This is a genomic window from Sphingobium chungbukense, from assembly GCF_001005725.1.
GTDB classification, from domain to species: Bacteria; Pseudomonadota; Alphaproteobacteria; order Sphingomonadales; family Sphingomonadaceae; genus Sphingobium; species Sphingobium chungbukense.
On sequence record NZ_LBIC01000023.1, the window covers coordinates 1 to 21,783 of the forward strand.

Here is a 21,783-nt window from a genome sequence, read left to right on the forward strand (position 1 = left end):
CCCCCCAGCGCCGGTATCGAGGACATCGTCGTCACCGCCACCCGTCGCGAGGAGCGTTTGCAGGAAATTCCGGTGACCGTCACCGCGCTCACCAGCGGCGCGATCGCTAGCGCTGGTGTTATCGACTTACGCAGCCTGACAACGCTGGTGCCCGGTTTCTCGGGCAACCGCACCACGTCAGTCATCCTGCCCGTCATCCGCGGCGTCGGCTCGGGCGGCGTCTCGGTCGGCGATGAGCCGAACGTTGCCACCTACATCGACGGGATCTACCAGCCGGACGCCTTTTCGAACTCGACCGAGCTCGTGGAGATCGAGCGCGTGGAAGTGTTGCGCGGCCCGCAGGGCACCGTCTTCGGCCGCAATGCCACCGGCGGCCTGATCAATGTCATCACGCCGGAACCTAGTTTCTCCACGCGCGGCCGCATCGCGGCGCGCTACGGCCGGCTGCGCAACGACTCGAGCGACTACGACGTGCGCGGCTATTTCACCACCGGCCTCACTGAAACGATCGCGTTCGACTTCGCTGGCCTCTACCGCGAGACCGATCCCTATATCGAGGATCTCGCGCTGGGCGAGGATCTCGGCTGGATCCGCGTCTTCGACGCGCGCAGCAAGCTGCTGTTCCAGCCGAGCGACACGGTCCAGTTCATCTTGACGGGCGGCTACACCAACCAGAAGAGCAACATCAATGGGTCGCAGCCGATCAACGACAATACGATCGGCAAGTCGCTGCCCGGTGTGCTTCTGCCACAGGAAGCTTGGCAGTCATCTTCGAGCCTGGAGCCGCGGATCGACTACGAAAAGGTGAGCTTGTCCCTGCGCGGCCGGATCGAACTCGATGCCTTCAACATCGAGACGGCAACCGGCTATATGCACAATTCCGGCGTGCAGTTCATCGATTCCGACGCCACCAACCTCGACTTGGGGCAGATCAACCTGCCGAGCATCAAGGCAGAGGCGATCAGCCAGGAGGTCCGGCTGTTGTCGACGGGCAGTGGGCCACTCAACTGGCTGGTCGGCATCTATGCCTTCCAAATGAAAGGCAGTTTCGACGCCGACTTCGCCGTTCCCAACCCGGCCGGGCCGACTACGCTGCCGCTGATCCACACCTACCTCTTGCCGAAGACCAAAACCACCTCCTTCGCCGGTTTCGCGGAAGGTACATATGCGCTGACCGACGCGCTGTTCCTGACCCTCGGCGGCCGCTACACCACCGAGAAGCGCGAGTTCATTCAGATCGTAAACGGCGCTGTCGTGCCGCCGGGCTGGGTAGACAAGCGCTTCAACCGCGCAACCTACCGGGCCGCGCTGCGCTATCAGTTCACCGAGGACGCGAACCTTTATGCAAGCTACGGCACCGGCTTCAAGAGCGGGGTGTACAATCTGCTTTCGCCCACGAACGTGCCGGTTAACCCAGAGAAGATCAAGGCCTGGGAGGCCGGCCTGAAGGCAGACCCCTTCCGTTGGCTACGCACCAACTTCTCTGTTTTCCACTATGACTATAGCGACCTGCAGGTGCAGGCGCGCAACGCCGCCGGCAGCGGCTTCGTCCTCCTTAACGCCGCAAGTTCGGAGATTTACGGCGGCGAAGCGGAAGTGACGATCGTCCCCGGCGACGGGCTGAACATCCGTAGCGCCATTTCCTATCTGCACGGCAAATATACGGATTTCCCGGGCGCACAGGACTTCATCCCGCTCGCGCGGGGCGGCAATATGCCTGCGGTGACCGACGCCTCCGGCAACCAAGTTATCAGGTCGCCGCGCTTCACCGCCATGATGGGCATCGACTGGCGCACCCCGCTGGCCGGCGGCGAGTTCGGGGTGTCCGCCAATTTCTTCCACAGCAGTCGCGTCTTTTATGACGCGCCTAACCGCTTCTCGCAGGATCCCTACGAGATGGTGAGCGGCGAGATCAGCTGGACCCCCGGCACCGAGGGTCTTCGCTTGAGTCTATGGGTAACCAACCTCACAAATGCGAAGGTCGCGCAGCAGGTCCGCCCGAGCCCACTCGGCACCGATGCCCTCTACGAGAAGCCGCGGGTCATCGGCGTCGGCGCGCAATACAAGTTCTGAGTTCGACTTTCCGCATTTTGTTGGCCGATGAGTCGATCTCGACGCTGGTGTTCGCGGGAGAACTTGCCGAACTCCCCACGCGTCATATTGCGTGAATCGGGGTGGGGGATGTCAAGGGTTAGCGATGCGAGCTACCCACCTAGACAAGGTCAAACGGACCATTTGGGGCCGGTTACCTGATCTCGATGTTGCGGCTTCCAGCGAGGTTGACGTGAAGCATTTCGATGACCTCTGGAACGACGCGCCAGGATTCTGAGAGGATTTGTGAGGCCTGTGCATTGATCGCGGCTATGCGCTCGTCTTCACTGATCATGGTGGTACAGTGGGCAAGGATCGCGGTCATAGCGATTCCGATCTCGTGATGGCTTATAAAGGGCTTCCAGTCGTCAATGCTCAGGCGCATGCCAAGGTAAAATCCGTTGGCGAAGTCTTCGAGCAGCACCTCTTCATCATCTGTGCGCATGAAGACGGGTGCATAGCGTTTTGGCCCACCTGACAGCGTCGCACCGATCTGACTGTATCGGTGGAAGATCGTGTTTCGGACAGCGCTCTGGATGCTGCCATCGGGCGCATCGGCGATCTCACGACCAACTATGGGCAAGAGCCATTGCTCAGGAGGTATAAACTGTGGCGAGACGACAAGCGCGGCCAGGTAACCGTCGATCATTGAGACATTGGCAGCCTGCGGGTCGAGATTGGAAAGCCAGTCTTCCAGCTTCTCGCGCGTGAGGATCCGCGCTGTCCCCGGCTTGGCGGACCGCTTGAACCGGCTGCTACTCATGCTGCCAGTTGCACCTTAGGCTGATCAGCAAGCCTCCAGTTCCAGGCGAGAAGCTGATCGAGTTCGTTATTTTTAACTTCGCCCGATACGATGCGCGTCAGCACATCATTGAGCCAAGTGAAGGGATCGTGTCCGTTGAGCTTGGCAGTCTGAAGCAGCGAGGCGAGGACGGCCCAGCTGTGCGCGCCGCCATCATTGCCGGCGAACAGACTGTTCCGTCGACTGATGCCAATGGGTCGCATTTGCCGCTCGATCATATTGTTATCCACCTCGATCCGGCCATCGTCGAGGAACAAGGTAAGGCCACGCCAATGCCCTTGAGCGTAGCCGATATGCTCGGCAAGCTTCGAAGTGCTCGACACGCGTTCTCCCGTGTCGTCGAGCAGCCGCTTAAGATCTTCCATGATCGGCCTGGATTGCGCGGCCCGGACTGACAGCCGGTGTTCGGCGCTGGCACCGCGGATCTCTGCCTCGGTTTTATAGACGCGGCCAAGCATGCTGATAATCTGCGCAGTGATCGGCGATTGCGTGCTTTTATGCAGATCCACAAAGCGCCGCCGCAGATGCGCAAGGCAGAAAGCCAGCCTTATCTTCCCGGCTTGGCGGCCCGGATCCTCAAGAGCCTTGTAAGCGGTGTACCCATCGACCTGCAGCACGCCTGTATAACAGCCCAGTTGCTCAGCGATGGCGCGATGACTGCGGGATCGGGCATGCACATAACAGACCGCTGGCGGTGCTGGCCCATTCCAGGGGCGATCGTCTGATCCATGGGCCCAGAACTGATCGATTCTGACCTGACCCCGCCCCGGATCAATGACCGGCATGCGGGTCTCGTCGACATGGATCCTGGCTTGACTATGGATGAAGCGCAGTTGTCGATCGTAAAGACCCTCGAGCCACCAGGCCGCAGACTTGACCCATCGCACCGGTGTCGAACGATCGAGCACGAGGCCATGGCCTGCCAGCATCTGGGTTTGACGGTAGATCGGCAGATACCAAGCGAAGCGCTGGGTTACGATCCAGGCGATGAACGATATCGTCGCCATGCCGCCTTCGATCATCCGCCGTGGCGCGGGTGCCTGGATGATTGTGCCTTCGCACGCACGACAGGCATATTTCGGGCGAACCGTCTCGATAACACGCAATATAGCGGGCACGATGTCGATGGCTTCGCTGACATCCTCGCCGATCCGATGCATGGTGCCTTGGCAGCAAGCACATTGCGTGCTTTCCGGCTCGATAATATGGACAACACGGGGAAGATGCTTCGGCAAGGCGCCGATATTGCGTTTGGGCCGGGATCTGGACGAAGACGCGCCATCGTCATTGGCTGCCAGTGGTGCGGCAAGTTCGCTCAGATCTCCCAGATCGAGGCGCGCCTGCTCGGCAAGAACGAGGCTGGCTTTTTCTGAACGTGGGCCAAAGAGCATCGCTTTGTAGGTGCCCAACAGGCTGTTGGCGGCAGCGAGCTCAGCCTCCAGTTCGGCGACTTTCTGCCGTAGCGCATCGAGCGCTCTGCCAGGATTTTCCGGTGGCTCACTCACCCACTATTCATAACGCGCAACGGCTCAAAAGCCCAGCAAAATCCCCATTTCCTAGCCTGCCATCGTCGGTTTTCTCACAGGGTTTTCCTCCAGCCTGCGCCAGTCCATGCCGCCTAAAAGCAGTGTCATTTGTGCGTGACTGAGCTTTATCACGCCGCCTTCGACAGGCGGCCAGACGAACTTGCCGGCCTCAAGCCATTTGGTAGCCAGTATCATCCCCGATCCGTCAAAATGGATAAGCTTGAGCCGGTCCATCCGCTTGGACCGGAACACGAAGACGTCGCCGCAATAGGGATCTTTCTTCAGCGCATGGGCGACCAACGCCGCCAGCTTGTTTATGCCTGCCCGGAAGTCGATAGGGCCTGTCACCAACACGACCTTAAGGTCACTTCGATCGCCGATCACTTAAGTCGCAGTGCGTCGAACACGGCTCGTAATAGGGCACCATCGACGGCACCGCGCACATGGACGCGAGCGCCGCCGATCTCCACTTCCAGTGCCGAGCTGGTCGATGCCGAACCGTCCTCCATCGTCAGCGGAATGAACGAGATCGGCTCCATGCCACCACGATCGCGCACCATTCGTCGCCAATAATGCAAAAGCCCAAGGCTCACGCCATGGCGCCGTGCGACCGCCGAGATATTCGCGCCAGGCTCAAAACTTTCCGCCGTGATCTTCGCCTTCTCCTTGGGATCCCATCGGCGTGGGCCTCGCGGCGCGCCAAGAACATTGGCACTGTGCGAGCTCGGACCCCCACTATGCGGCGCATAGGTCAAATCGACACTCGCACTGTGCGCCGCATGGTTCAAATCTCCTGCAGCACTATCCCTCTCGCCGTCCAATGCCACAATCCACCTCGCCGATTACACACCGCCGCGGTCTCAGATTTTTATTGCCACTCGTCTATGTGGGATGCTCGCATCGCTAACTGTCAAGGCGCGCTGCCGCCGCTTTCAAAAGCGATAAGCCGCACCAAGGCCCACCTGGCGAGGACGCTCGAAGATTGCGTCGGTGCCGAGTGCGCCTGGACGTAGCGTCTGAACATAAGCCTCATTGGTGATATTTTTCGCCCAAATCGAAAAGCGCCAGGCCTCGTTAGGTGATGTCCATGACATTTCGCCGCTCAAGGTCGTATAGGGCTTTTGTGACGCGAGATTGAGGAAGTCGTAATAGACCCGCGCACTGTGGAAGAGGTTGCCAACGATTTGAAGCCTTCCGCTCCCGACGTCGCGGCCCCAATCAAACCCAAGGTTGATGGTATGGCGCGGAGCGCGAATCATATGGTTGCCAGAAGCGTCCGAAGGTACCACCTGATTGCCCCCGGTAGGCCGTGGGACGAAACCCTGCGCGGCGGGGAAGCTGGTATATTCGGCGTGCGTGTAGACTAGTGCGCCGCGCAGGTTGAGATCCTTGGTCACTGCCGCGGTGACTTCCAATTCGCCGCCGTAGATCTCTGCGTTCGCAGCATTCTGCAAGATGTAGCTAACGCCCGCAGCGTCACGAGCCTGCACCTGTAGATCGTTATATTTATACCGGTAGATCGAGAGGTTGGTACGCAGCCAAGACAGTGGGTCGGCTTTCAGGCCGATTTCGGCCGCCTTGATAGTCTCGGGTCTCGTCGCGGTGCCTAGAACGCCCAGCTCATTAAAGACGCCACTCTTGAAGCCCGTTCCGTAGCTCGCATAGACATTCGCGCTGTCTGCAAAATTATATCGTAGCGCGACGCGATACGTCCATTTGTTGAATGAAGCTTTCGCTCTACCGAACGGCAGGGGAACCAAGTTTCGTAGTGTCGTAAATCTCCGCGTTTCTTCCGTATAACGCCCACCAGCTGTCAGAAAAAGCGAGTCTATGACCTCGTATGTGCCTTCTCCAAAAGCTGCGTAAGATTTTACCTTGGAACTCGGATCGAGCCGCGTGACGGTAACTGGCTGCCCGGGACCGGCAGAGTTCTGAAGTTGGATATTCTCGAATCCGGCGTCGAGTTTGAAGAAATAAAGACCGGCAATCCATTTAAACCGACCGCGGCCGGTTGAGAGGAGCCGTACTTCCTGACTGAAGGATTTGCCGGACGTGTCAAATGGAATTTGCCCTAACAGGATGTTCGATGCGTCGGAATCAGTAAATTGTTTGCCGTTGTTGTCAATGTAGCCGGTAGTGGTCTGGAGGCTGACAGATCCTAGGTCAAACGCGGTGTGCAGGTTGATTGTCACCTGCTCGTAGTTGGATATGGGCACTTCTGTCAGCGACGCCTCCCACGGGCCCTTCGGCAAGATGACGCCCGGAATAGTCGCGGCCGCAGTGTTGCTTCCATAAGGCCGAACCGTGTTCACGCTGCTCTCATGATCGACATAATTAGCCATCAGGATGATGCGTGCGGTCTCGCTAGGCTCGAACAGCAGCTTGCTACGCACATTGAACATCCGCGAATCGCCCAATCCGCCCCCGCGGACGAGATCAGTGATGAAGCCGCCATTATCACGGTAGAGGCCAGCAAAATCCATTGCTATCTTGTCGTTGAGGCCGCCGGTCACGTAGGTCCGTAGGTCAATTTCATTGGCATCGTTGCGCATGCGACCGAAGCGCGCCTCGACGCGACCTTTCGTCGTGAAGCTTGGATCGGGCGTAATGACGTTGACAAGGCCACCTGTCGCGTTCCGGCCAAACACTGTCCCCTGCGGACCACGCAAAACCTCGATACGCTCGATTTCAACAAGATCAAGCGAGCTGGTGAAGGAGAACGGATGATAAACGCCGTCAATATAGGTGGCGACATTGGCTTCGTCAGCCATGCCGACGCCGCTCGATCCAACGCCCCGGATCGTCGGCTGGTTCACGCCGGAGTTCCGCCCTCCCTGAAAGCCTGGGACAACGAGGGTGAGTTCACGAAGAATGCCAACTCCCGCGCCACCGAGTGCCGCGTTCGTGATTGCCGTGACGGCCACCGGGACGTCTTGAAGCCGCTCTTCACGGCGGGTCGCCGTTACGACGATATCCTCTAGTCCGCCACTAGTCTCAGCAACAGCGGGGGTCTTATTGGGATTGGCGTCCGGTGATTGAGCGTCCGCGCCAAAGTCCTGCGCAAACGCTGTTCCGCTTGCGGAGCAGGCAAGTACCGCCAAGGCACTCAAGATCTTCTTGAACATTGTAAATCCCCCAAATCGCTTATTAGTATTTATACTGATGCTTCGTATAAAATGCTCGTTTCCGGCGGCGCGCCTCTGACCAAATCAATGAGCTCCAGGGGATTTTCTGGTTCGGAATCCCCGCGCCACGCGATATGCTGATCGGGCCGTGAGAGCACCAGTTTGCAACGATAGATGTCGCCCCCACCGCCCGATGAAAGATCTAAGATGGTGAGCGGCACGCCGCGTTGCGCCGCAGCTTGGCTAAGCCCTGTCACGTCAACGGTGGGGTCGAAACGCAATAGCGTGAACTCCGAACCCATCCGATCATAGAGAGAGACTCCACCGTCGAGCCAAAGATGCGGTGTGCGGCATCCGGGAACGGTGGAGGGGTGATAGATCAAGAGATCGTATGCCGGTGCGGCTTCGCCATCATAGGCGATGACCGGAGATTCTTCATAGTAGGTGCCGAAATTTAAGCCAAGGCAGGCGAACTGGCCAACATTGGCGTCATAGAGATAGCGTCCGGCTTCGGCGCGGATCCTGTCGCCTGCTGGTCCATCTTCAATCAAAGTCGCTGGAGGATTCTTGACCAGATCTGTGTCCAGATTGCTGAGCGCGATCGCCATGACGACGCGTGATACCTGATCGGTGACGGGATGGCGTTCAACCTCATAGGCGCGCAGCAGCCCGGGATCGCCCCACCCATTGATCACTCCGGCAAGCTGCCACGAAAGATTCATGGCATCGGCGATCCCGGCGTTCATCCCATAGCCGGCAAAGGGTATCCAGATGTGCGCCGCATCGCCAGCGATGAAAATGCGGCTGTCGCGAAACCTGCTCGCGATCAGTCGGCGTCCGTACCAGTCATCGATAGATATGATGTCATATTCAAGATCGCCACCTACCGCTGCGCGGATCGCGATTTCCGGGTCGACCGAATCAAAATCCGGCGCCCTGGACGGCAGCCAGATGTGGAAGGCCCAGAGGTCCGTGCCATTCATTGCAACCACACACCCGAACCCGCCCGGGTTGACGAACCAGGTCATCCAAGCTGGTTTGTTATGCAGCATTCCTAAAAGCGCGGGCGCGCGAACCAACACGGACCGTGTGCCCGAAATGACGCTGGCTCCCTCGAAACTGGCGCCGATGGCCTTGCGAATGGTTGATACACCACCGTCGCATCCGACCAGATACTCGGCTCGGAACAGCAACTCCTTATCGCTGCCCGCAATGCGCGCCCGCACTATGACACCGCTATCGTCCTGCGTCGTTTCGATGACCTCGTGATCGTAGAATATACGGATACGCGGAGATGCCTGTATGTGGCGCTGCAGGATAGGTTCGAAGTACATCTGGTTACAACGGTGCGGCGGCTCTGGCGTTGGCCAATCTGAATCGGCATAGCCGACACTGCCGAACCGATCCGCGCGCGCAGGGATGCGGATACGCGTCAATTCGTGACCGGTTAGCGTGGTGACATAAGCGACATCTTGTGGGTAGTTCGCAGGTAGGCCAGCGTCGCGAATTTCAGCCGCCACACCCAGACGCCGGAAGATCTCTAGCGTGCGCGCGGAGATATGATTGCACCGTTGACGCGGTGGCGCATGCTCCGCGCGCTTTTCGACTACGGCCACCTCCACCCCGCGCGATGCCAGGTCAAGGGCAAGTGTCATCCCAACTGGCCCCGCACCGACTATGAGCACTGAAGTCTGCACTGTCTGAGCGTCTGCCGCCATTGATCATCCCCCCGCTCACGCCGTTTCTGAACAATTATTTTCTTGGGCAATGCGTTGCACGCTGTGTATATCTTATGCATATGAGGTGCAAGGGGAGTGGCTTCGCACTCGTAATAGCGTTTCATCTCTAATGAAGCGCATCGACATTGGTCTTCCGGCGGTCGATAGCCCCGATATCCGTTGTTTCTGCGTCGACCCCAATGTACAACTTGTGCTATTGGCAGTGATGAGAGGCTTCGTATTTTACGGGCCAACCACTCAATTTCACCCATCATCTTTATGTCGGCGCGGTCCACTATCAAGTACAGACCTGCATCCGTCGTTTCACACCCTCAATTCAGTTGCAAGGCGGTGTCATAATCCTGTCCTGGGCCGATGATCCGATGCACGAAGATGCAATCCGACTCGACAGAATAGAGAATTCCATATCCCTTGTGGGAACGACGCCTGATCCCATGCTGTTCATAGCGCGGGACCAGCGGGAAGGCGCGGGGCATGTCGCCTATGCGTTTCGCGGTGCCGCGCAGATCGTCAACGAATGAGATCGCGCGTGCGGGATTGTCCTTCTCGATATATCTTCTGATGCCTTCGAGGTCGCGCGTGGCCCGTGTGGACAGCGTGACCTTCATTGACGCGATTCACCGCTCGCCGTTTTCTGAATATCGGCAATGAGAGTGTCACAAACTTCGTCGAGATCATGACCGCCACCGGCCTTCATCTCCTGAAGGCTTTCATCAATCGACGCATCGAGTTCCTTCAGCCAGCGTTCTTCGTCAACGATCGCGCTCTGATCGCGGCGGATCAGGTCGCGCACATAATCGCTGACGCTGGCATATTGGCCGCTGTCGATCCGGTTCTGCACATAGTCCCGTAGGGGATCGGGCAGGGAAACATTCATGGTAGCCATCGGTTGATACCTCCAATCACCCCTATATGGCAAAGATTGCCACGACATGCAATCATGCCCCTCTCGCCGTTCTTGCCGATGCTGCTTTACTATCATTATAGCTATCATCTGTATATCATATCGCTACTCATATGCAGTCATTCCGACATTAAAAGGAAATACTGGGAGTGGCCCTTCGGGAACGGCTCTATCTCCGCGTGACCGCTCCGACCAAGCCCGCAAGCGGTCTTGGCGCGTCCGCGTGACGATCCTGAGGTCATCGCATCAGATGTTATCTGAATTACTCTAAGTACGAACGGATGGCGAACACCGCTCAGGGGGCAGTGCGCCGGACGCCAGCGAGCGCCATTTCCCGATAAACGGTAGCACGGCCAAGGCCGAGCTGGCGCGCAGCATGGGTTGGCGACATTCCCGCCACGACCAGGTTGAGGGCGGCTTTCGCCTTTTCAGGGTCCAACGGCGGGCGGCCCGGTAACTTGCCCTTGGCCCGCGCCGCGGCGATACCGTCCTTCGTCCGCTCGGCGATCAGCCGCCGCTCAAAATGCGCGATCGAGCCGAAGACGTGGAACACAAGTTCGCCTGCCGCCGACGAGGTGTCGAGCTTCTCCTCAAGGCTAAGCAGCGCGATCCCGCGCTCCTTCAGGGCTGTCACGACGGTCAATAGTTCGCCGAGCGAACGACCGAGTCGGTCAAGGCGGACGACCGCCAGCGTGTCGCCGGCGCGCGCGTACGCGAGCAGTTCGGCCAATCCGGGTCGGTCCATCGACTTGCCCGATCGCACGTCGGTAAACACCTTGATCGCACCCGCCTGTTCGAGACGCATCGTCTGCCCGGCGACATCCTGGTCGCCGGTACTCACGCGCGCGTAGCCCAATATGCCGCTCAACCACCGTCTCCCAAACGTCCGGTCTGGGGACGTCGACGCCCAGGCTGCGCGACACCACCCAAAACCGTCCAGAGACTACGTCTCATTAAGACCGTATGTCCACGATTATTCTCACCCTTTTGTGGACGGATTTCACCATGGCACGACGCGACCTCCTCACTGATGCCGAACGGCGTGCGCTGTTCGGCGTTCCCGAGACCCGCGAGGATCTCGCGCGGCACTATATGTTGTCGCCGCGCGACCTCGTTTCCGTCGTGGCCAAGCGTGGCGACACAAACCGGCTCGGCTTCGCGGTGCAGTTTGCGCTGCTTCGCCATCCCGGGTTCGGCTTCACGCTCGAGGAGGGCGCGCCCGAACACCTTGTCGCCTTTATGGGTGAACAGATTGGCGTCTTCGCTTCGGCGTTCGACCGCTACGCTGCACGCCCCGCCACCGCGTCTGTTCACGCACGCGACGCCGAGGCGGCGCTCGGATTGCGACAGCCGACCAATGCCGACCTGCCTTTGCTGATCGAGGCCGGGGCCAAAGCAGCATGGTCGACCGATCGCGGGGTGCCCATTGTGATCGGTATCACCGAAGCGCTTCGGGCGTCGTGTATCACGCTGCCATCGCCGTCGGTGATCGAGCGTGCCGGAATCGCCGGTCGCGCCCGCGCGCGACTGCGCGCCTACGACGCCCTGCTCGTTGGTGTATCCGCCGACAGCCTGGCCAAGCTCGATGCTGTGCTGGTCGTCGATCCGCAGACCGGGCTGACGCCGCTCGCCTGGCTGCGCGAGATTACCACCGCCCCGACGCCGGACAATGTGCGCGGGTTGCTTGACCGACTGGCGCGCGTGCGCGACATCGGGCTGCCCGTCGCGATCGGCGACGCGATCCATCCCGATCGGCTTCGCCAGCTCGTCCGCGAGGGTCGTGCCTCCTCTGCGCAGCTTATCAGTCGCTATACACCGTCGCGTCGGCGCGCTACGCTTGCGGCGATGATCCTTGACCAGGAGGCAAAACTGATCGACGCCGCGCTCGACATGGCCGATCGCATTATCGGCGGCAGCTTTACGCGCGGCAACAACAAGCAAAAGAAAAGCTACGCGGCAACCACGCGCGATGTCGGGCGCATCATGCGGCTGTTCGATCGCACGGTCGCTGCGCTGGAGGAAGCACAGGAAAGCGGGATTGATGGCTTCGTCGCGGTCGATGCAGCAGTGGGCTGGGACAAGCTGCTCCGCGCACGCGGCGAAGCCCGCACCATCGCCAGTCTTGCGGGCGAGAACCCCTTGCTGCGGGCGGCGGACCAGTGGAGCCGGCTGCGCAAATTCACGCCGCTGCTTCTCGAAGCCATCGATTTCAAGGCTGGACGCGGCAGCGCGTCGACGATCGCGGCCGTGAACACGCTGCGCGAAATGAACCGCTCGGGACGCCGCGATGTACCCCCGGCCGCGCCGATGCCGTTCCGCAAGGACTGGCGGACGCTGGTCAAGGAGGGCGGCGACAAGCCTGATCGCCGGCTCTGGGAAACCGGCCTCATGGCGCACCTGCGCAACAAATGGCGCTCGGGCGACGTGTGGGTCGAGCGCTCGTCCAATTATCGCAAGTTCGACAGCTACATGCTTTCCACCGCCGAGGCTGCGCCGATCGCCACCGACCTGAAGCTGCCTGCGACCGCCAACGAATGGATCGCCGATCGGGGTCGCGAACTCGACCGGCGGCTGAAACGCTTCTCCCATCGCCTTGCCCGCGGCCAGGTCGAGGGCGTCACGTTCAAGGACGGCAAGCTGTCCATCACTCCAGTGCGTGCCGACGAGTCCGCTGCCGCCAAAGCGCTCGCCGCGCGCATCGACAGCCTGATGCCACGCGTGCGCATCACCGAACTGCTCCACGAGGTTGCACGCGCGACCGGTTTTACGCAGACGTTCCTCAATCTTCGGACCCGGGAACAGCATGACAACGAAAACGCCTTGCTCGCCGCGATCCTGGCTGATGGCTCCAACCTTGGTCTCGCACGCATGGCACAGGCGAGCCAGGGTGTTACTCCTGACCAACTCGTCTGGACAAGATCGGCCTATATCGCACCCGACAACTACAAAGCCGCGCTTGCACGGATCATCGATGCCCATCACGCGCTGCCGATCGCGGCGGTATGGGGTCAGGGCACGACGTCCTCATCGGACGGCCAGTTCTTCCGCTCGGGTAAGCGCGGCAGCGGCGCCGGGGACTTCAACGCCAAATACGGCGTCGATCCGGGCTTTTCCTTTTACACGCACGTCTCCGATCAGCGCGGCCCCTATCATGTCACTGTCATCTCGGCCGCAACACACGAGGCACCCTATGTACTCGACGGCCTGCTTCACCATAGCACCGGGCTGGGGATCGACACGCATTACACCGACACCGGTGGCGCGACCGATCACGTTTTCGCACTATGCCGGATGCTCGGATTCCGCTTCTGCCCGCGCCTGCGTGACTTTCCCGATCGCCGGATGGCGTGCGTCGAGGCCCCTGGACAGTATCCCTTGCTGAAACCACTAATGGGTAACCGGGTGAAGGTCGATGTCATCCGCCAGCATTGGGACGAAATCGTCCGTCTCGTCGCCTCGATGAAAGCGGGTGCCGTCCTGCCCTCGGCAATGCTGCGCAAACTCGCCGCCTATGAGCGCCAGAACCAGCTCGACCTCGCACTCCGTGAGATCGGCCGCGTCGAGCGCACGATCTTCATGCTCGATTGGCTGGAAAGCCCCGCATTGCGCCGACGCTGTCAGGCCGGCCTCAACAAGTCCGAACAGCGCCACTTCCTCACGCAGGCAATCTGCACTTTCAAACAGGGCCGCATCGCCGATCGCTCCCACGAGGCCCAGCAATTCCGCGCCTCGGGCCTTAATCTCATCATTGCCGCGATTGTCTATTGGAACTCGACCTACATCGCGGATGCGGTCGCGCATCTTCGCACGATCGGCGAAGACGTGTCGGACGAACTGTTGGCGCACACCTCGCCCGTTGGCTGGGGGCATATCGCCTTCTCAGGCGACTTCCTATGGGATCGCGCGGCCGCGATGCCAGCTAAACGGCGACCGCTCAACCTGGCACGGACGAGCGGGGCCACTTGATGCAAGCACATGTTCGCTATCTGTACTCGCTTAGCGCAATTCAGATAACATCCGTTGCGACAACCTCGTGTTCATGCAGAATCGGCGGCTATGGGTTCGCCTGCACGAAAAGGATGGCAAGCGCCATGAAATGCCCTGTCACCACAACCTTGAGGATTATCTGACCGCCTATATCGACGGCTGCGGCTTGCGCGGGCAGGCCAAGGGGCCGTTGTTCCGCCCGATCGCGCGCGGCACCAAGCGACTAAGCGATACCCCCCTGCCCCAGGCCAATGCGTTCGCGATGGTGCGTCGGCGCGCGGCGGCGGCCGAGATCGGCACGGCGATCGGCAACCATTCGTTCCGCGCGACCGGGATCACCACCTATTTGAAGAACGGCGGCACCTTGGAGACGGCCGCGACAATAGCAAACTATAGTTCGACACGCTCCGCAGGGCCGCTTCGTAGCGCATGGGTTGCAGATAGGTGAACTCTTCTATCGGCCACGTCTCCACCGACACGGCGGGGGAATCTGGCGATGGTCGGCGCGGCCGTTTGCCGGGTTGCGGGTATAGGGCGAGATGACGATGAGCGCGGGCACCTAGTCCAGGTCGACGCTATCGCGCGCGCCTGTTCGTGGGCGCGCTCCGTCAGCTCGATCGTCGCCAGATCGTGACACGGCACCCTAGCGTTACCCGTGACGGATGAATATCGCCTTAACGCCTATTTCAGCAGTCGGGCGGCGGTCCCCTGCCCTTTCAGCAGCTTCACCGCTTTCCTGTCGAACGACACGAACGTTTCGCCGCCGTGGAATCGGCCGTCAAACGCGATCACCCCATCCGCGAAGTCGCCGCCAGCATCGAGGACAGCAAGGCCCGCTTCGACAATAGGGCGGTTCACCACGACATTGCGCGTGTTCATAAAACATCGGATCGCGGCGGCAACGTCGAGCCGTGCCGCACGGTAGCTCCGTTCCATCACCCATGCGAGTTCGCAGAGGGAATGGACGCTGATCACCACGGAATCCGCTTCCTTGAGCGTTTCGATCGCGAGCTTTTGCTGCACCTCATCGTCGGGAACGACAAGGCGCAGCAGCACATTCGTATCAGCGGTAATCTTCATTTCTTGTCCATGCCGGTCATCCCAGCGGCAGCGCCCGCTTCGGCGATCGCGTCGTTGATTTCCTCTATCGACAGCCGCGCGCCATTCGTCTTTCCGGCGAAAAAGTTTCGCAGATCGTCCCAGGAGCCATCGGGTTCATCGGCCTTCAGCTCCGCCTTGCCATCAGGGAGCAGGTGGAGCCTGATCTTGTCACCGGGCCGGATACCTAGATGCTTCAAAACATCCTTCCGGAAAGTCACCTGGCCCCGCGCGGTTACGCTTAATGTCGTCATGGCTATTACCTCCGTATCGAGTAAATATAATGCAGAATAGCATTATTTTCAAGGCCGAAATTTTAATAGCCAAAATGACTAAGCGACTAAGCGACTAAGTTATTAAACGCCTGCCGCTGGCGCGGCACCGTGGCTCTAGTCGCTCGCGCTCCCCGAGCCCGCAAGCGGTCTTGGCCCAAGGTGACGATCCACATGGCGGGAGCGAGAACCGCTCGCGGATCTCGCGGGCAGTGTGCCGACGTGCGCCGGCGTCGATGTTCGCTCCGTGGGGAGAGGACGTTCCGCCCCCCTCTCCCCAGCAACGGGAATAGACGGGCCGTGGCTCGCTGCGCTGCGGCCGCTCCACCCCGTCGACTCCCGCTGCCCCCTCTCCCACCGGCGTTCTTGGGCGTCCGTGTTCCGGCCGATGGCCTGGCCATCGCCGGACAGGCGATTTGAAGGGAGTAAAGACGGTGACCCACGAAACCCGCGAAAGCTGGCTCAATGCGGTGGCGCTGGGCATGGCTCCGCTGTTTGAGGCGCTGGACGCCCCCCTGCCCTCGCGCGTGCGCGTGGCGATCGGCTTCACCAGCGCGGGAGCCAGGGGCAAGGCGATCGGCGAGTGCTGGGACAACCGACTCAGCGCGGACGGGCATTTTGAAATCTTCATCCGCCCGGACCTCGCCCACGCGCCCGACGCCATGCCGACGCAGATCGCGGCCATCCTCGCGCTTGGGCTGGGCCTTGTCGGGCCGATGCGCGCCACCACTCCCGGCGACGTCTTCCTTGCAACCATCGCGCCGATCCTCGCCGATGTTGGCCCCCTTCCCGTGCCCGTCTCGACACGGCGGGGGAGTCGACCGCGCCCAAGAAGCAGAAAACCCGGATGCTCAAATGCGCGTGCGCGACGTGCGGCTATACTGTGAGGACCGCGCGCAGATGGCTGGAGCTGGCCGGAGCGCCGCTTTGCCCGATCGAGGATCATGGGGTCATGGCGCATGAACTGCTGGACGACGACGAGAGTGAGGACGAAAACTAAGCCACTAAGCCACTAAGCCACCAAGCCACTAACCGGCATGACTTGCCTACTAAGCGACTAAGCGATATAAGCCGCATAGTCGCTTAGTAGGAGCCGTCATGCAAACTTGGGCCATCATCGCGCAGAAGGGCGGGCAGTCGAAAACGACCATCGCCACCGCCTTCGCCGTCGAGGCCGCCTGCGAAGGGGCGGCCGTTGTGATCCTCGATGCCGACGACCGGCAAGGGTCCGCGCTCTATTGGTCGGAGCGGCGCGATACCGACGATGTGATGGTGAAGGACAGCAGCGTCGCGGGCTTGCCGCTGCACGTCTCGCGTGGGCGCGAGAGCGGCAAGCTGGACCTTATCATCATCGACACGCCAGCGAACTCCAAGGACATCGCCATGTTGGCCGCCGAGCAGGCCGATTTCGTGGTGATCCCGGTCGCGCCCAGGGGGCTGGACGTTCATTCGGTTCTCCAGACCGTCAAGCAGGTGCAGCAGGCCGGAACGCCGTTCGCGGTGATCCTGACCCAAGTGCCGCACCAAGGCGGGGAGGGGGCCGAGGCACGCGCGGGCTTCGCCGCGAAGGGCATCGCCGTGTTCGATTCCGTGCTGCACTTCCGCAAGGACTTCTACAAGGCGACGCCGATCGGCAAGACGGCGGTCGAACTGGAGCCGGACAGCAAGGCGGCGGCCGAGTTGCGCGCCGCCTATGCGGAGGCTAAGCGACTAAGCGGTTATGCGAATAAGCCATTAAGCGAGGTAGCCTGATGGCCAAGAAATCCTCCGCCCTGGCCGGAATCTTCGATGATCCTGAACCCGAGGCATCGCCCAGGCCCGTTCCAGCGCCCGAGCCGGTGCCCCAACCGGAACCCGCAGCCCGATCGCGGCCTAAGCGGGCAGGGGAGGGCGCGCGCGGCACATCCAGCGCCGCGCCGGCACGGCGCAGCAGTCACCCGGGCAAGAAACCCGTGCTGATCCATATCCCCGAGGATATGCACCGCACCTTGCGGCAATTAAGCGTCGAGGAAGGGGGCGAGCCGCTGACCGTCGTCACCGAGCGGCTGTTACGGCAATATCTCGTGTCGCGAGGCCATACCCGGTTCGCCCCGTGAACAAGCGCCGCGATCCCAATCCCACGTTTGACCTGTTCATTCCGCTGGTGAACGACCTTCCGCTGAAAGATCAGCGGGAGGTGATGGAGCGGCCGTTTTTCTCGCTCCAGAAGCGCAAGCGCCTCAAGCCGATCGAATATCGCAGCCCTGACGGCGAGGCGTGGGTGAAGGTCGAGGCGATGCCCGCCTATGGCATGGCGACGATATGGGACGCCGATATTCTGATTTGGGCCGCGTCGGTTCTCAACCGGATGAAAGAGCAGGGGGTCAACGACCTGCCCAGGACGCTGACCACGACCACCTACGATCTGTTGCGCGCCATCCGGCGCGGGACGGGCGGGCGCGACTATACCGAGTTGCAGGCGGCGCTGTTGCGTCTGGAGACGACTTCCATCCGCACGTCGCTGCGCGCGCCGAAGCGTCGCACCGAAGCGCAATTCGGGTGGCTGGACGGGTGGAGCCTGGAGGTCGATCCGGCGACCGAACAGCCGCGCGGAATGACCATCACCCTATCGAACTGGGTCTATGAAGGGATTGTCAGCGAGCGTTCGCTGCTCACCATGCACACCGATTATTTTCTGCTGACAGGCGGGCTTGAACGGGCGCTGTATCGCATCGCGCGCAAGCATGCCGGCACTCAGCGGGGCGGGTGGATGTGCCGCGTCGAGCTGCTGCGCGAGAAGGCCGGGAGTGACGCCCAGCCCAAGGAGTTCAACCGCATGTTGCGGAAGGTCATCGAAGCCGATCAACTCCCCGAATACACCATGACCATGACCAAGACGGCCGAGGGCGCGCCTGCGGTGCGGTTCGACATGCGCGGTGCAGCCGAGGCGGCCGAGCTGCACGCCAGGTTGGAAGCGGAACGCGAGCGCCACGAGCGCCTCACCGCTGATCGCCGGCGCACCGAGGAAGTGGACGACCTGATGGACCGCCTGGCGCGCGGCGAGCGACGCTAACTATCGTGGTTTCACACACCGCCGGCCTGGAAACAGGGGCAAGCCGCCCCCGATTTCGGGGCGGCGAGTTGCGAAGGACCAACAAAACAGCGAATCAGGCTGCTCCCAAGGGCTATTATCGGGGTTTCACCCACCGTTTCCGACTCGAACGCGACTCCCGAGGCGCCTGTCAGACCATTGGGGTATCATCCACCAAAGCGTCGGGGGATCACACACCCCACTATCGGGGGATTACACACCGAATCACGGGGTTTCGCCCACCGGAGAGAATCATAAAGCATTGAAACAACTAGACGAAAACAGAGATTTTTTGGGCTTAACTTACTTAACGATTCATATTTAACAGAAGCCTTTAACGGCTCAAGCTCACCTCCCGCTTGTGGATAACTCTAATTCGAAAGGTGTATGCCTGCGGCGTAAAAAACAGCACCGCCTCTTGGGGCTTCGCCCCGCCGGCTCGCGGCCTCCGGCCGCCCCGGATCACTAAAGCGATCCTCCCACCCGGCACCCCATGATGAGCCATCTCCGCCGGCACACTATTTGTTTGATTAGACTCGTTTAAACACTGCGCTTCTACCGACAACATTGTGCTAGCGGCACCCTTAAAAATTGGCTTTCCAGAAAAGCCAGGCGGGTAGGGGCGGTGATCAACCAAAGAGCGCAGGACGGACGGAAACGTCGACACAGGGGCCACTACACGAAAGTGTATTTCATGTACGCTAAGGAAGAACGGATCGGCAACATCATACTGGGCGACCGTGCGGGGAGGGGGCGAAATCCACGCTAAGCCTCGATGAATTATTCGGACAGGGATTCACGGCAGGACGGGCGTGGGCGTCGAAAGTACGCCAGACAACGCCAAGAGAGAACATCCGCGACCGTTTAAACGCTGTCAGGCGGGATCGAACCTGCCTGCGAACTCGCGATCGGCATAGTAGCGCAACTTGGTGGCGACGATCGGGCGCTGGCGGGCGAGTAACAGCAGTTCCAGATCTTCGCGCATCGTGCGGAACTCATCAAGGGTGAGCAGGGAGGGCCGACATGCTGCGCGCCGAACGATATGCCGGTTTCCTCCGCGTCGATCGCGCGGCTCATCGTCTCGAACACGACCGTTTCCTGGCCGAGCAGGTCGGAGACCAGCTTGGCCCTGTCATGATCGTTGAGTCGGAACACCTGCAGGACCCCGGCGTTGGACAGGAAGGTGCCGGCGCGGCGCTCATAGCGCGCGCGGAGCTAATGTATGTCTTGCAAGATCGGCCAGAGCTGGATGCCGTAACCGGCCATCAGGCCCATGGCGCGCTCGACAGGTTCGAGACGGCCCAATGCTGCGAACTCGTCGAGCAGGAACAGCACGGGGCTTGTCGCGGAGGCGGGCGCGGGCCAGCTCGGTCAATCCTTGCGCGAGCATCAGGCGCAGCCAGCGGGCATAGGTAGCGAGCCGGTCAGGCGGCAGCACCAGATAAACGGTGGTGGCGCGCGCCTTCACGTCGGCGAAGGTGAAATCGGAATGTCCCAGCACCGCCGTTATGCGTGGGCGGTCGAGAAAATGGGTATGGCGCTGCGCGGCCGACAGTACGCCGGCGGCTTCGCGATCGGACTTGCCAAGGTGGCGGTTGGCGGCGCGGGCGGCTAGGCCGCCCTGCGCCTGCATATCGGCGAGCTGTGTGGCGAAGGCTTGCGGCGCGAGGGTGAGACGGTCGCGCAGGGTGGCGACGTTCCGCGTCGAAGCCGGTTCACTGGTGACGATCGAGAGGATGATGCCCGAGATCAGCGCCCTGGCTTCCTCGTTCCAGTGCGCTTCCCCCGCTTCGCCGGGTGCGTCGTAGACCAGCGCGTCGGCCAGCGTCATGCAGTCGTCGGCGAGATCGAGGCCGGGATAGTCGAGCAGATTGGGTATGATCGTGCCCACGCCCTTGCCGGTGCGATCAGCAGGCTGTCGCCGCCCTGGACGAATGGCCGCGTCTCGCGATCGGTGGCGAATCGGGCCGAGCCGCGGGTGTCGTCGCCGGTGGGGCCTCCGTAGCGCAGGATCAGGGGCTGGAAGAGGGCGCGCAAGCCGATGAGGAGGATGACGAGGGCCGTCAGCATCATGACGATCTGGTAGATATGGGAATCGCGCGCCAGGCCGAGCAGCGCGTGCAGCACGAACTGCGTCCCGCCAGCGAGCACGATGCGACGATCAGGACAGGATCGCGACCCGGAACAGGTGGCGGACGAGCACGATCGAGCTGAGGGTCAGCGCCGTGATCGCCCAGATCGGATTCTGGCGCGATAGGCGGGCAAGGTTGCGGATCGCGCGGCCGAGCTGGCGGAGCCATTCCATTGCCGATCACCTTTCCGCCGTAATCGTCGCCGGCGCCGAGCAGCTTGAGGACGATCGCGGTGGCGAGGGCACGGGGCACGGCTTCCTCGCGCAGCATGTCGAACAGGGCATCCTCATCGTCCGGTTCGAGCGCCATGCCTTCGATCGCGAGGTTGACGCGCGATTCCGCATCGCCCTCGCGCCACATGGCGATTTCGGCTGAACTGCCGCGCCCAAAATCGAGCGCGCGGATCTGGGCGCGGATCGCTTCGACATCGAGCCTGGTCATGCTGTTTCACTCCCTTGCGCTTCCGCGTCGAAGGCGCGTTTGCCGCGCCGTTTCCAGAGCACGAGCGCATCGCCGTCGTCGCGCGCTTTCGCTGCCAGTTCGAGCATCGCGCCGTAGAGGATGGCGCGATCGTCGTCGGTGAGATCGACGAGGCCGGCTTTGTGGACGAGGCCGCCCAGCTCGATCAGGTGGCGGGTGCGTTCCCGGCGTTGCACGACCCAGCCCCTCGTATCGGTGCGGCGCTGCGCGGCCTCAGCCCTGTGAACCGCCTGAGCCAGTTTTGTCTGCGCCCTGGCCGTTGCCTGCATCGCCTTTACCAGCCTTACGCCCGCGCCGCTGAAAGAAGACAGCGCCATCGGAGCGCCACGCCTCCCGGTTTCCCTCAACCTGCGCTTGCGCAACGATGTGGAGCAGCGCCCCGGCCAGCACATCGGGATCGAGCGCATCGGCCCCTGTGGACGCGACGAGTTCGCCGAGCTGCTGTATCTTCCTGGCCTTCAACGTCCTGGCCTTGTCGCCGAGCGCTTTCAGCTCCGCGTCATAGTCGCGCACCTTGCGCATCATCTTCTCCCTCGCGCCTACAGCAGAAGCCGCAG

18 protein-coding genes and 5 pseudogenes are annotated in these 21,783 nt (G+C 61.2%); 7 read left to right on the forward strand and 16 right to left on the reverse strand.

Features of this window, described 5'->3' with window-relative positions:
• The coding region (locus YP76_RS25975; protein WP_046766277.1) for a TonB-dependent receptor at nucleotides 1-2,073 on the forward strand (2,073 nt) is incomplete at its 5' end.
• A gap of 172 nt (nucleotides 2,074-2,245) precedes the next feature.
• Here the strand turns inward: YP76_RS25975 and YP76_RS25980 are convergent.
• The 9 genes from YP76_RS25980 to YP76_RS26020 all read right to left on the reverse strand — a co-directional run bounded on the left by YP76_RS25980 (nucleotide 2,246) and on the right by YP76_RS26020 (nucleotide 11,055).
• Entirely contained in the window at nucleotides 2,246-2,854 is a 609-nt protein-coding gene (locus YP76_RS25980) for a UPF0149 family protein (RefSeq protein ID WP_046766278.1), read from the reverse strand.
• Complete coding sequence (tnpC, locus tag YP76_RS25985; RefSeq protein WP_046766279.1) at nucleotides 2,851-4,398, reverse strand: IS66 family transposase; 1,548 nt, start codon at nucleotides 4,396-4,398, stop codon at nucleotides 2,851-2,853. Before tnpC ends, YP76_RS25980 begins: the two co-directional genes overlap by 4 nt.
• A 51-nt stretch (nucleotides 4,399-4,449) precedes the next feature.
• Complete coding sequence (gene tnpB / locus YP76_RS25990) at nucleotides 4,450-4,803, reverse strand: IS66 family insertion sequence element accessory protein TnpB (protein WP_046766280.1); 354 nt, start codon at nucleotides 4,801-4,803, stop codon at nucleotides 4,450-4,452.
• Nucleotides 4,800-5,207: an IS66-like element accessory protein TnpA gene (tnpA, locus tag YP76_RS25995; protein WP_046766281.1), complete on the reverse strand. Its 408-nt coding sequence runs from the start codon at nucleotides 5,205-5,207 to the stop codon at nucleotides 4,800-4,802. The genes tnpB and tnpA overlap by 4 nt, the downstream gene beginning before the upstream one ends.
• A gap of 144 nt (nucleotides 5,208-5,351) precedes the next feature.
• Nucleotides 5,352-7,544 (reverse strand): TonB-dependent receptor, encoded by a 2,193-nt coding sequence (locus tag YP76_RS26000; protein ID WP_084733360.1) that lies wholly within the window; start codon nucleotides 7,542-7,544, stop codon nucleotides 5,352-5,354.
• A gap of 29 nt (nucleotides 7,545-7,573) precedes the next feature.
• Nucleotides 7,574-9,262: an FAD-dependent oxidoreductase gene (locus YP76_RS26005; RefSeq protein WP_046766282.1), complete on the reverse strand. Its 1,689-nt coding sequence runs from the start codon at nucleotides 9,260-9,262 to the stop codon at nucleotides 7,574-7,576.
• Between the two features lie 332 nt (nucleotides 9,263-9,594).
• On the reverse strand, nucleotides 9,595-9,891 hold the full coding sequence (locus YP76_RS26010; protein WP_046766283.1) for a type II toxin-antitoxin system RelE/ParE family toxin: 297 nt from the start codon (nucleotides 9,889-9,891) through the stop codon (nucleotides 9,595-9,597).
• Entirely contained in the window at nucleotides 9,888-10,169 is a 282-nt protein-coding gene (locus tag YP76_RS26015; RefSeq protein ID WP_046766284.1) for a type II toxin-antitoxin system ParD family antitoxin, read from the reverse strand. The genes YP76_RS26010 and YP76_RS26015 overlap by 4 nt, the downstream gene beginning before the upstream one ends.
• Nucleotides 10,170-10,482: 313 nt before the next feature.
• Nucleotides 10,483-11,055, reverse strand: coding sequence for a recombinase family protein (locus YP76_RS26020; protein ID WP_046766285.1), 573 nt, complete (start codon nucleotides 11,053-11,055; stop codon nucleotides 10,483-10,485).
• Nucleotides 11,056-11,192: 137 nt separating this feature from the next.
• Between YP76_RS26020 and YP76_RS26025 the strand changes: the two genes are divergently transcribed.
• A complete protein-coding gene (locus YP76_RS26025) occupies nucleotides 11,193-14,153 on the forward strand; it encodes a Tn3 family transposase (protein WP_046766301.1) in 2,961 nt (986 codons plus the stop codon).
• Between the two features lie 67 nt (nucleotides 14,154-14,220).
• Nucleotides 14,221-14,583, forward strand: a pseudogene (locus YP76_RS26030) (tyrosine-type recombinase/integrase); the annotation flags it as partial.
• A 13-nt stretch (nucleotides 14,584-14,596) separates the two neighbouring features.
• Here YP76_RS26030 and YP76_RS28985 read toward each other — a convergent pair.
• The 3 genes and pseudogenes from YP76_RS28985 to YP76_RS26040 form a co-directional block, all read right to left on the reverse strand.
• A pseudogene (locus YP76_RS28985) lies at nucleotides 14,597-14,816 on the reverse strand (histidine phosphatase family protein); the annotation flags it as partial.
• A 39-nt stretch (nucleotides 14,817-14,855) separates the two neighbouring features.
• On the reverse strand, nucleotides 14,856-15,254 hold the full coding sequence (locus YP76_RS26035; RefSeq protein WP_046766286.1) for a type II toxin-antitoxin system VapC family toxin: 399 nt from the start codon (nucleotides 15,252-15,254) through the stop codon (nucleotides 14,856-14,858).
• Nucleotides 15,251-15,526: an AbrB/MazE/SpoVT family DNA-binding domain-containing protein gene (locus YP76_RS26040; RefSeq protein WP_046766287.1), complete on the reverse strand. Its 276-nt coding sequence runs from the start codon at nucleotides 15,524-15,526 to the stop codon at nucleotides 15,251-15,253. Before YP76_RS26040 ends, YP76_RS26035 begins: the two co-directional genes overlap by 4 nt.
• Before the next feature lie 452 nt (nucleotides 15,527-15,978).
• On the opposite strand from YP76_RS26040, the pseudogene YP76_RS26045 reads away from it, so the two are divergent.
• From YP76_RS26045 to YP76_RS26060, 4 genes and pseudogenes are all read left to right on the forward strand, one after another.
• Nucleotides 15,979-16,544: pseudogene (locus tag YP76_RS26045) on the forward strand (transcription elongation protein SprT).
• Nucleotides 16,545-16,642: 98 nt separating this feature from the next.
• Nucleotides 16,643-17,296: a ParA family protein gene (locus YP76_RS26050; protein ID WP_046766288.1), complete on the forward strand. Its 654-nt coding sequence runs from the start codon at nucleotides 16,643-16,645 to the stop codon at nucleotides 17,294-17,296.
• On the forward strand, nucleotides 17,296-17,640 hold the full coding sequence (locus tag YP76_RS26055; RefSeq protein WP_046766289.1) for a hypothetical protein: 345 nt from the start codon (nucleotides 17,296-17,298) through the stop codon (nucleotides 17,638-17,640). Before YP76_RS26050 ends, YP76_RS26055 begins: the two co-directional genes overlap by 1 nt.
• Nucleotides 17,637-18,596 carry a replication initiator protein A gene (locus YP76_RS26060; RefSeq protein ID WP_046766290.1) on the forward strand — a complete coding sequence of 320 codons (960 nt, stop codon included), beginning with the start codon at nucleotides 17,637-17,639 and terminating at the stop codon, nucleotides 18,594-18,596. The genes YP76_RS26055 and YP76_RS26060 overlap by 4 nt, the downstream gene beginning before the upstream one ends.
• 892 nt (nucleotides 18,597-19,488) lie before the next feature.
• Here the strand turns inward: YP76_RS26060 and YP76_RS26070 are convergent.
• The 4 genes and pseudogenes from YP76_RS26070 to YP76_RS26085 form a co-directional block, all read right to left on the reverse strand.
• Nucleotides 19,489-20,919: pseudogene (locus YP76_RS26070) on the reverse strand (type IV secretory system conjugative DNA transfer family protein).
• Nucleotides 20,920-20,944: 25 nt separating this feature from the next.
• Nucleotides 20,945-21,187, reverse strand: a pseudogene (locus YP76_RS26075) (hypothetical protein); the annotation flags it as partial.
• Nucleotides 21,184-21,402: a conjugal transfer protein TraD gene (locus tag YP76_RS26080; protein ID WP_046766292.1), complete on the reverse strand. Its 219-nt coding sequence runs from the start codon at nucleotides 21,400-21,402 to the stop codon at nucleotides 21,184-21,186. The gene YP76_RS26080 and the pseudogene YP76_RS26075, both read right to left, overlap by 4 nt.
• 37 nt (nucleotides 21,403-21,439) lie before the next feature.
• The gene (locus YP76_RS26085; protein ID WP_046766293.1) at nucleotides 21,440-21,748 is read right to left on the reverse strand and encodes a conjugal transfer protein TraD; all 309 of its coding nucleotides are present in this window, start codon (nucleotides 21,746-21,748) and stop codon (nucleotides 21,440-21,442) included.
• Nucleotides 21,749-21,783: the final 35 nt, after the last annotated feature.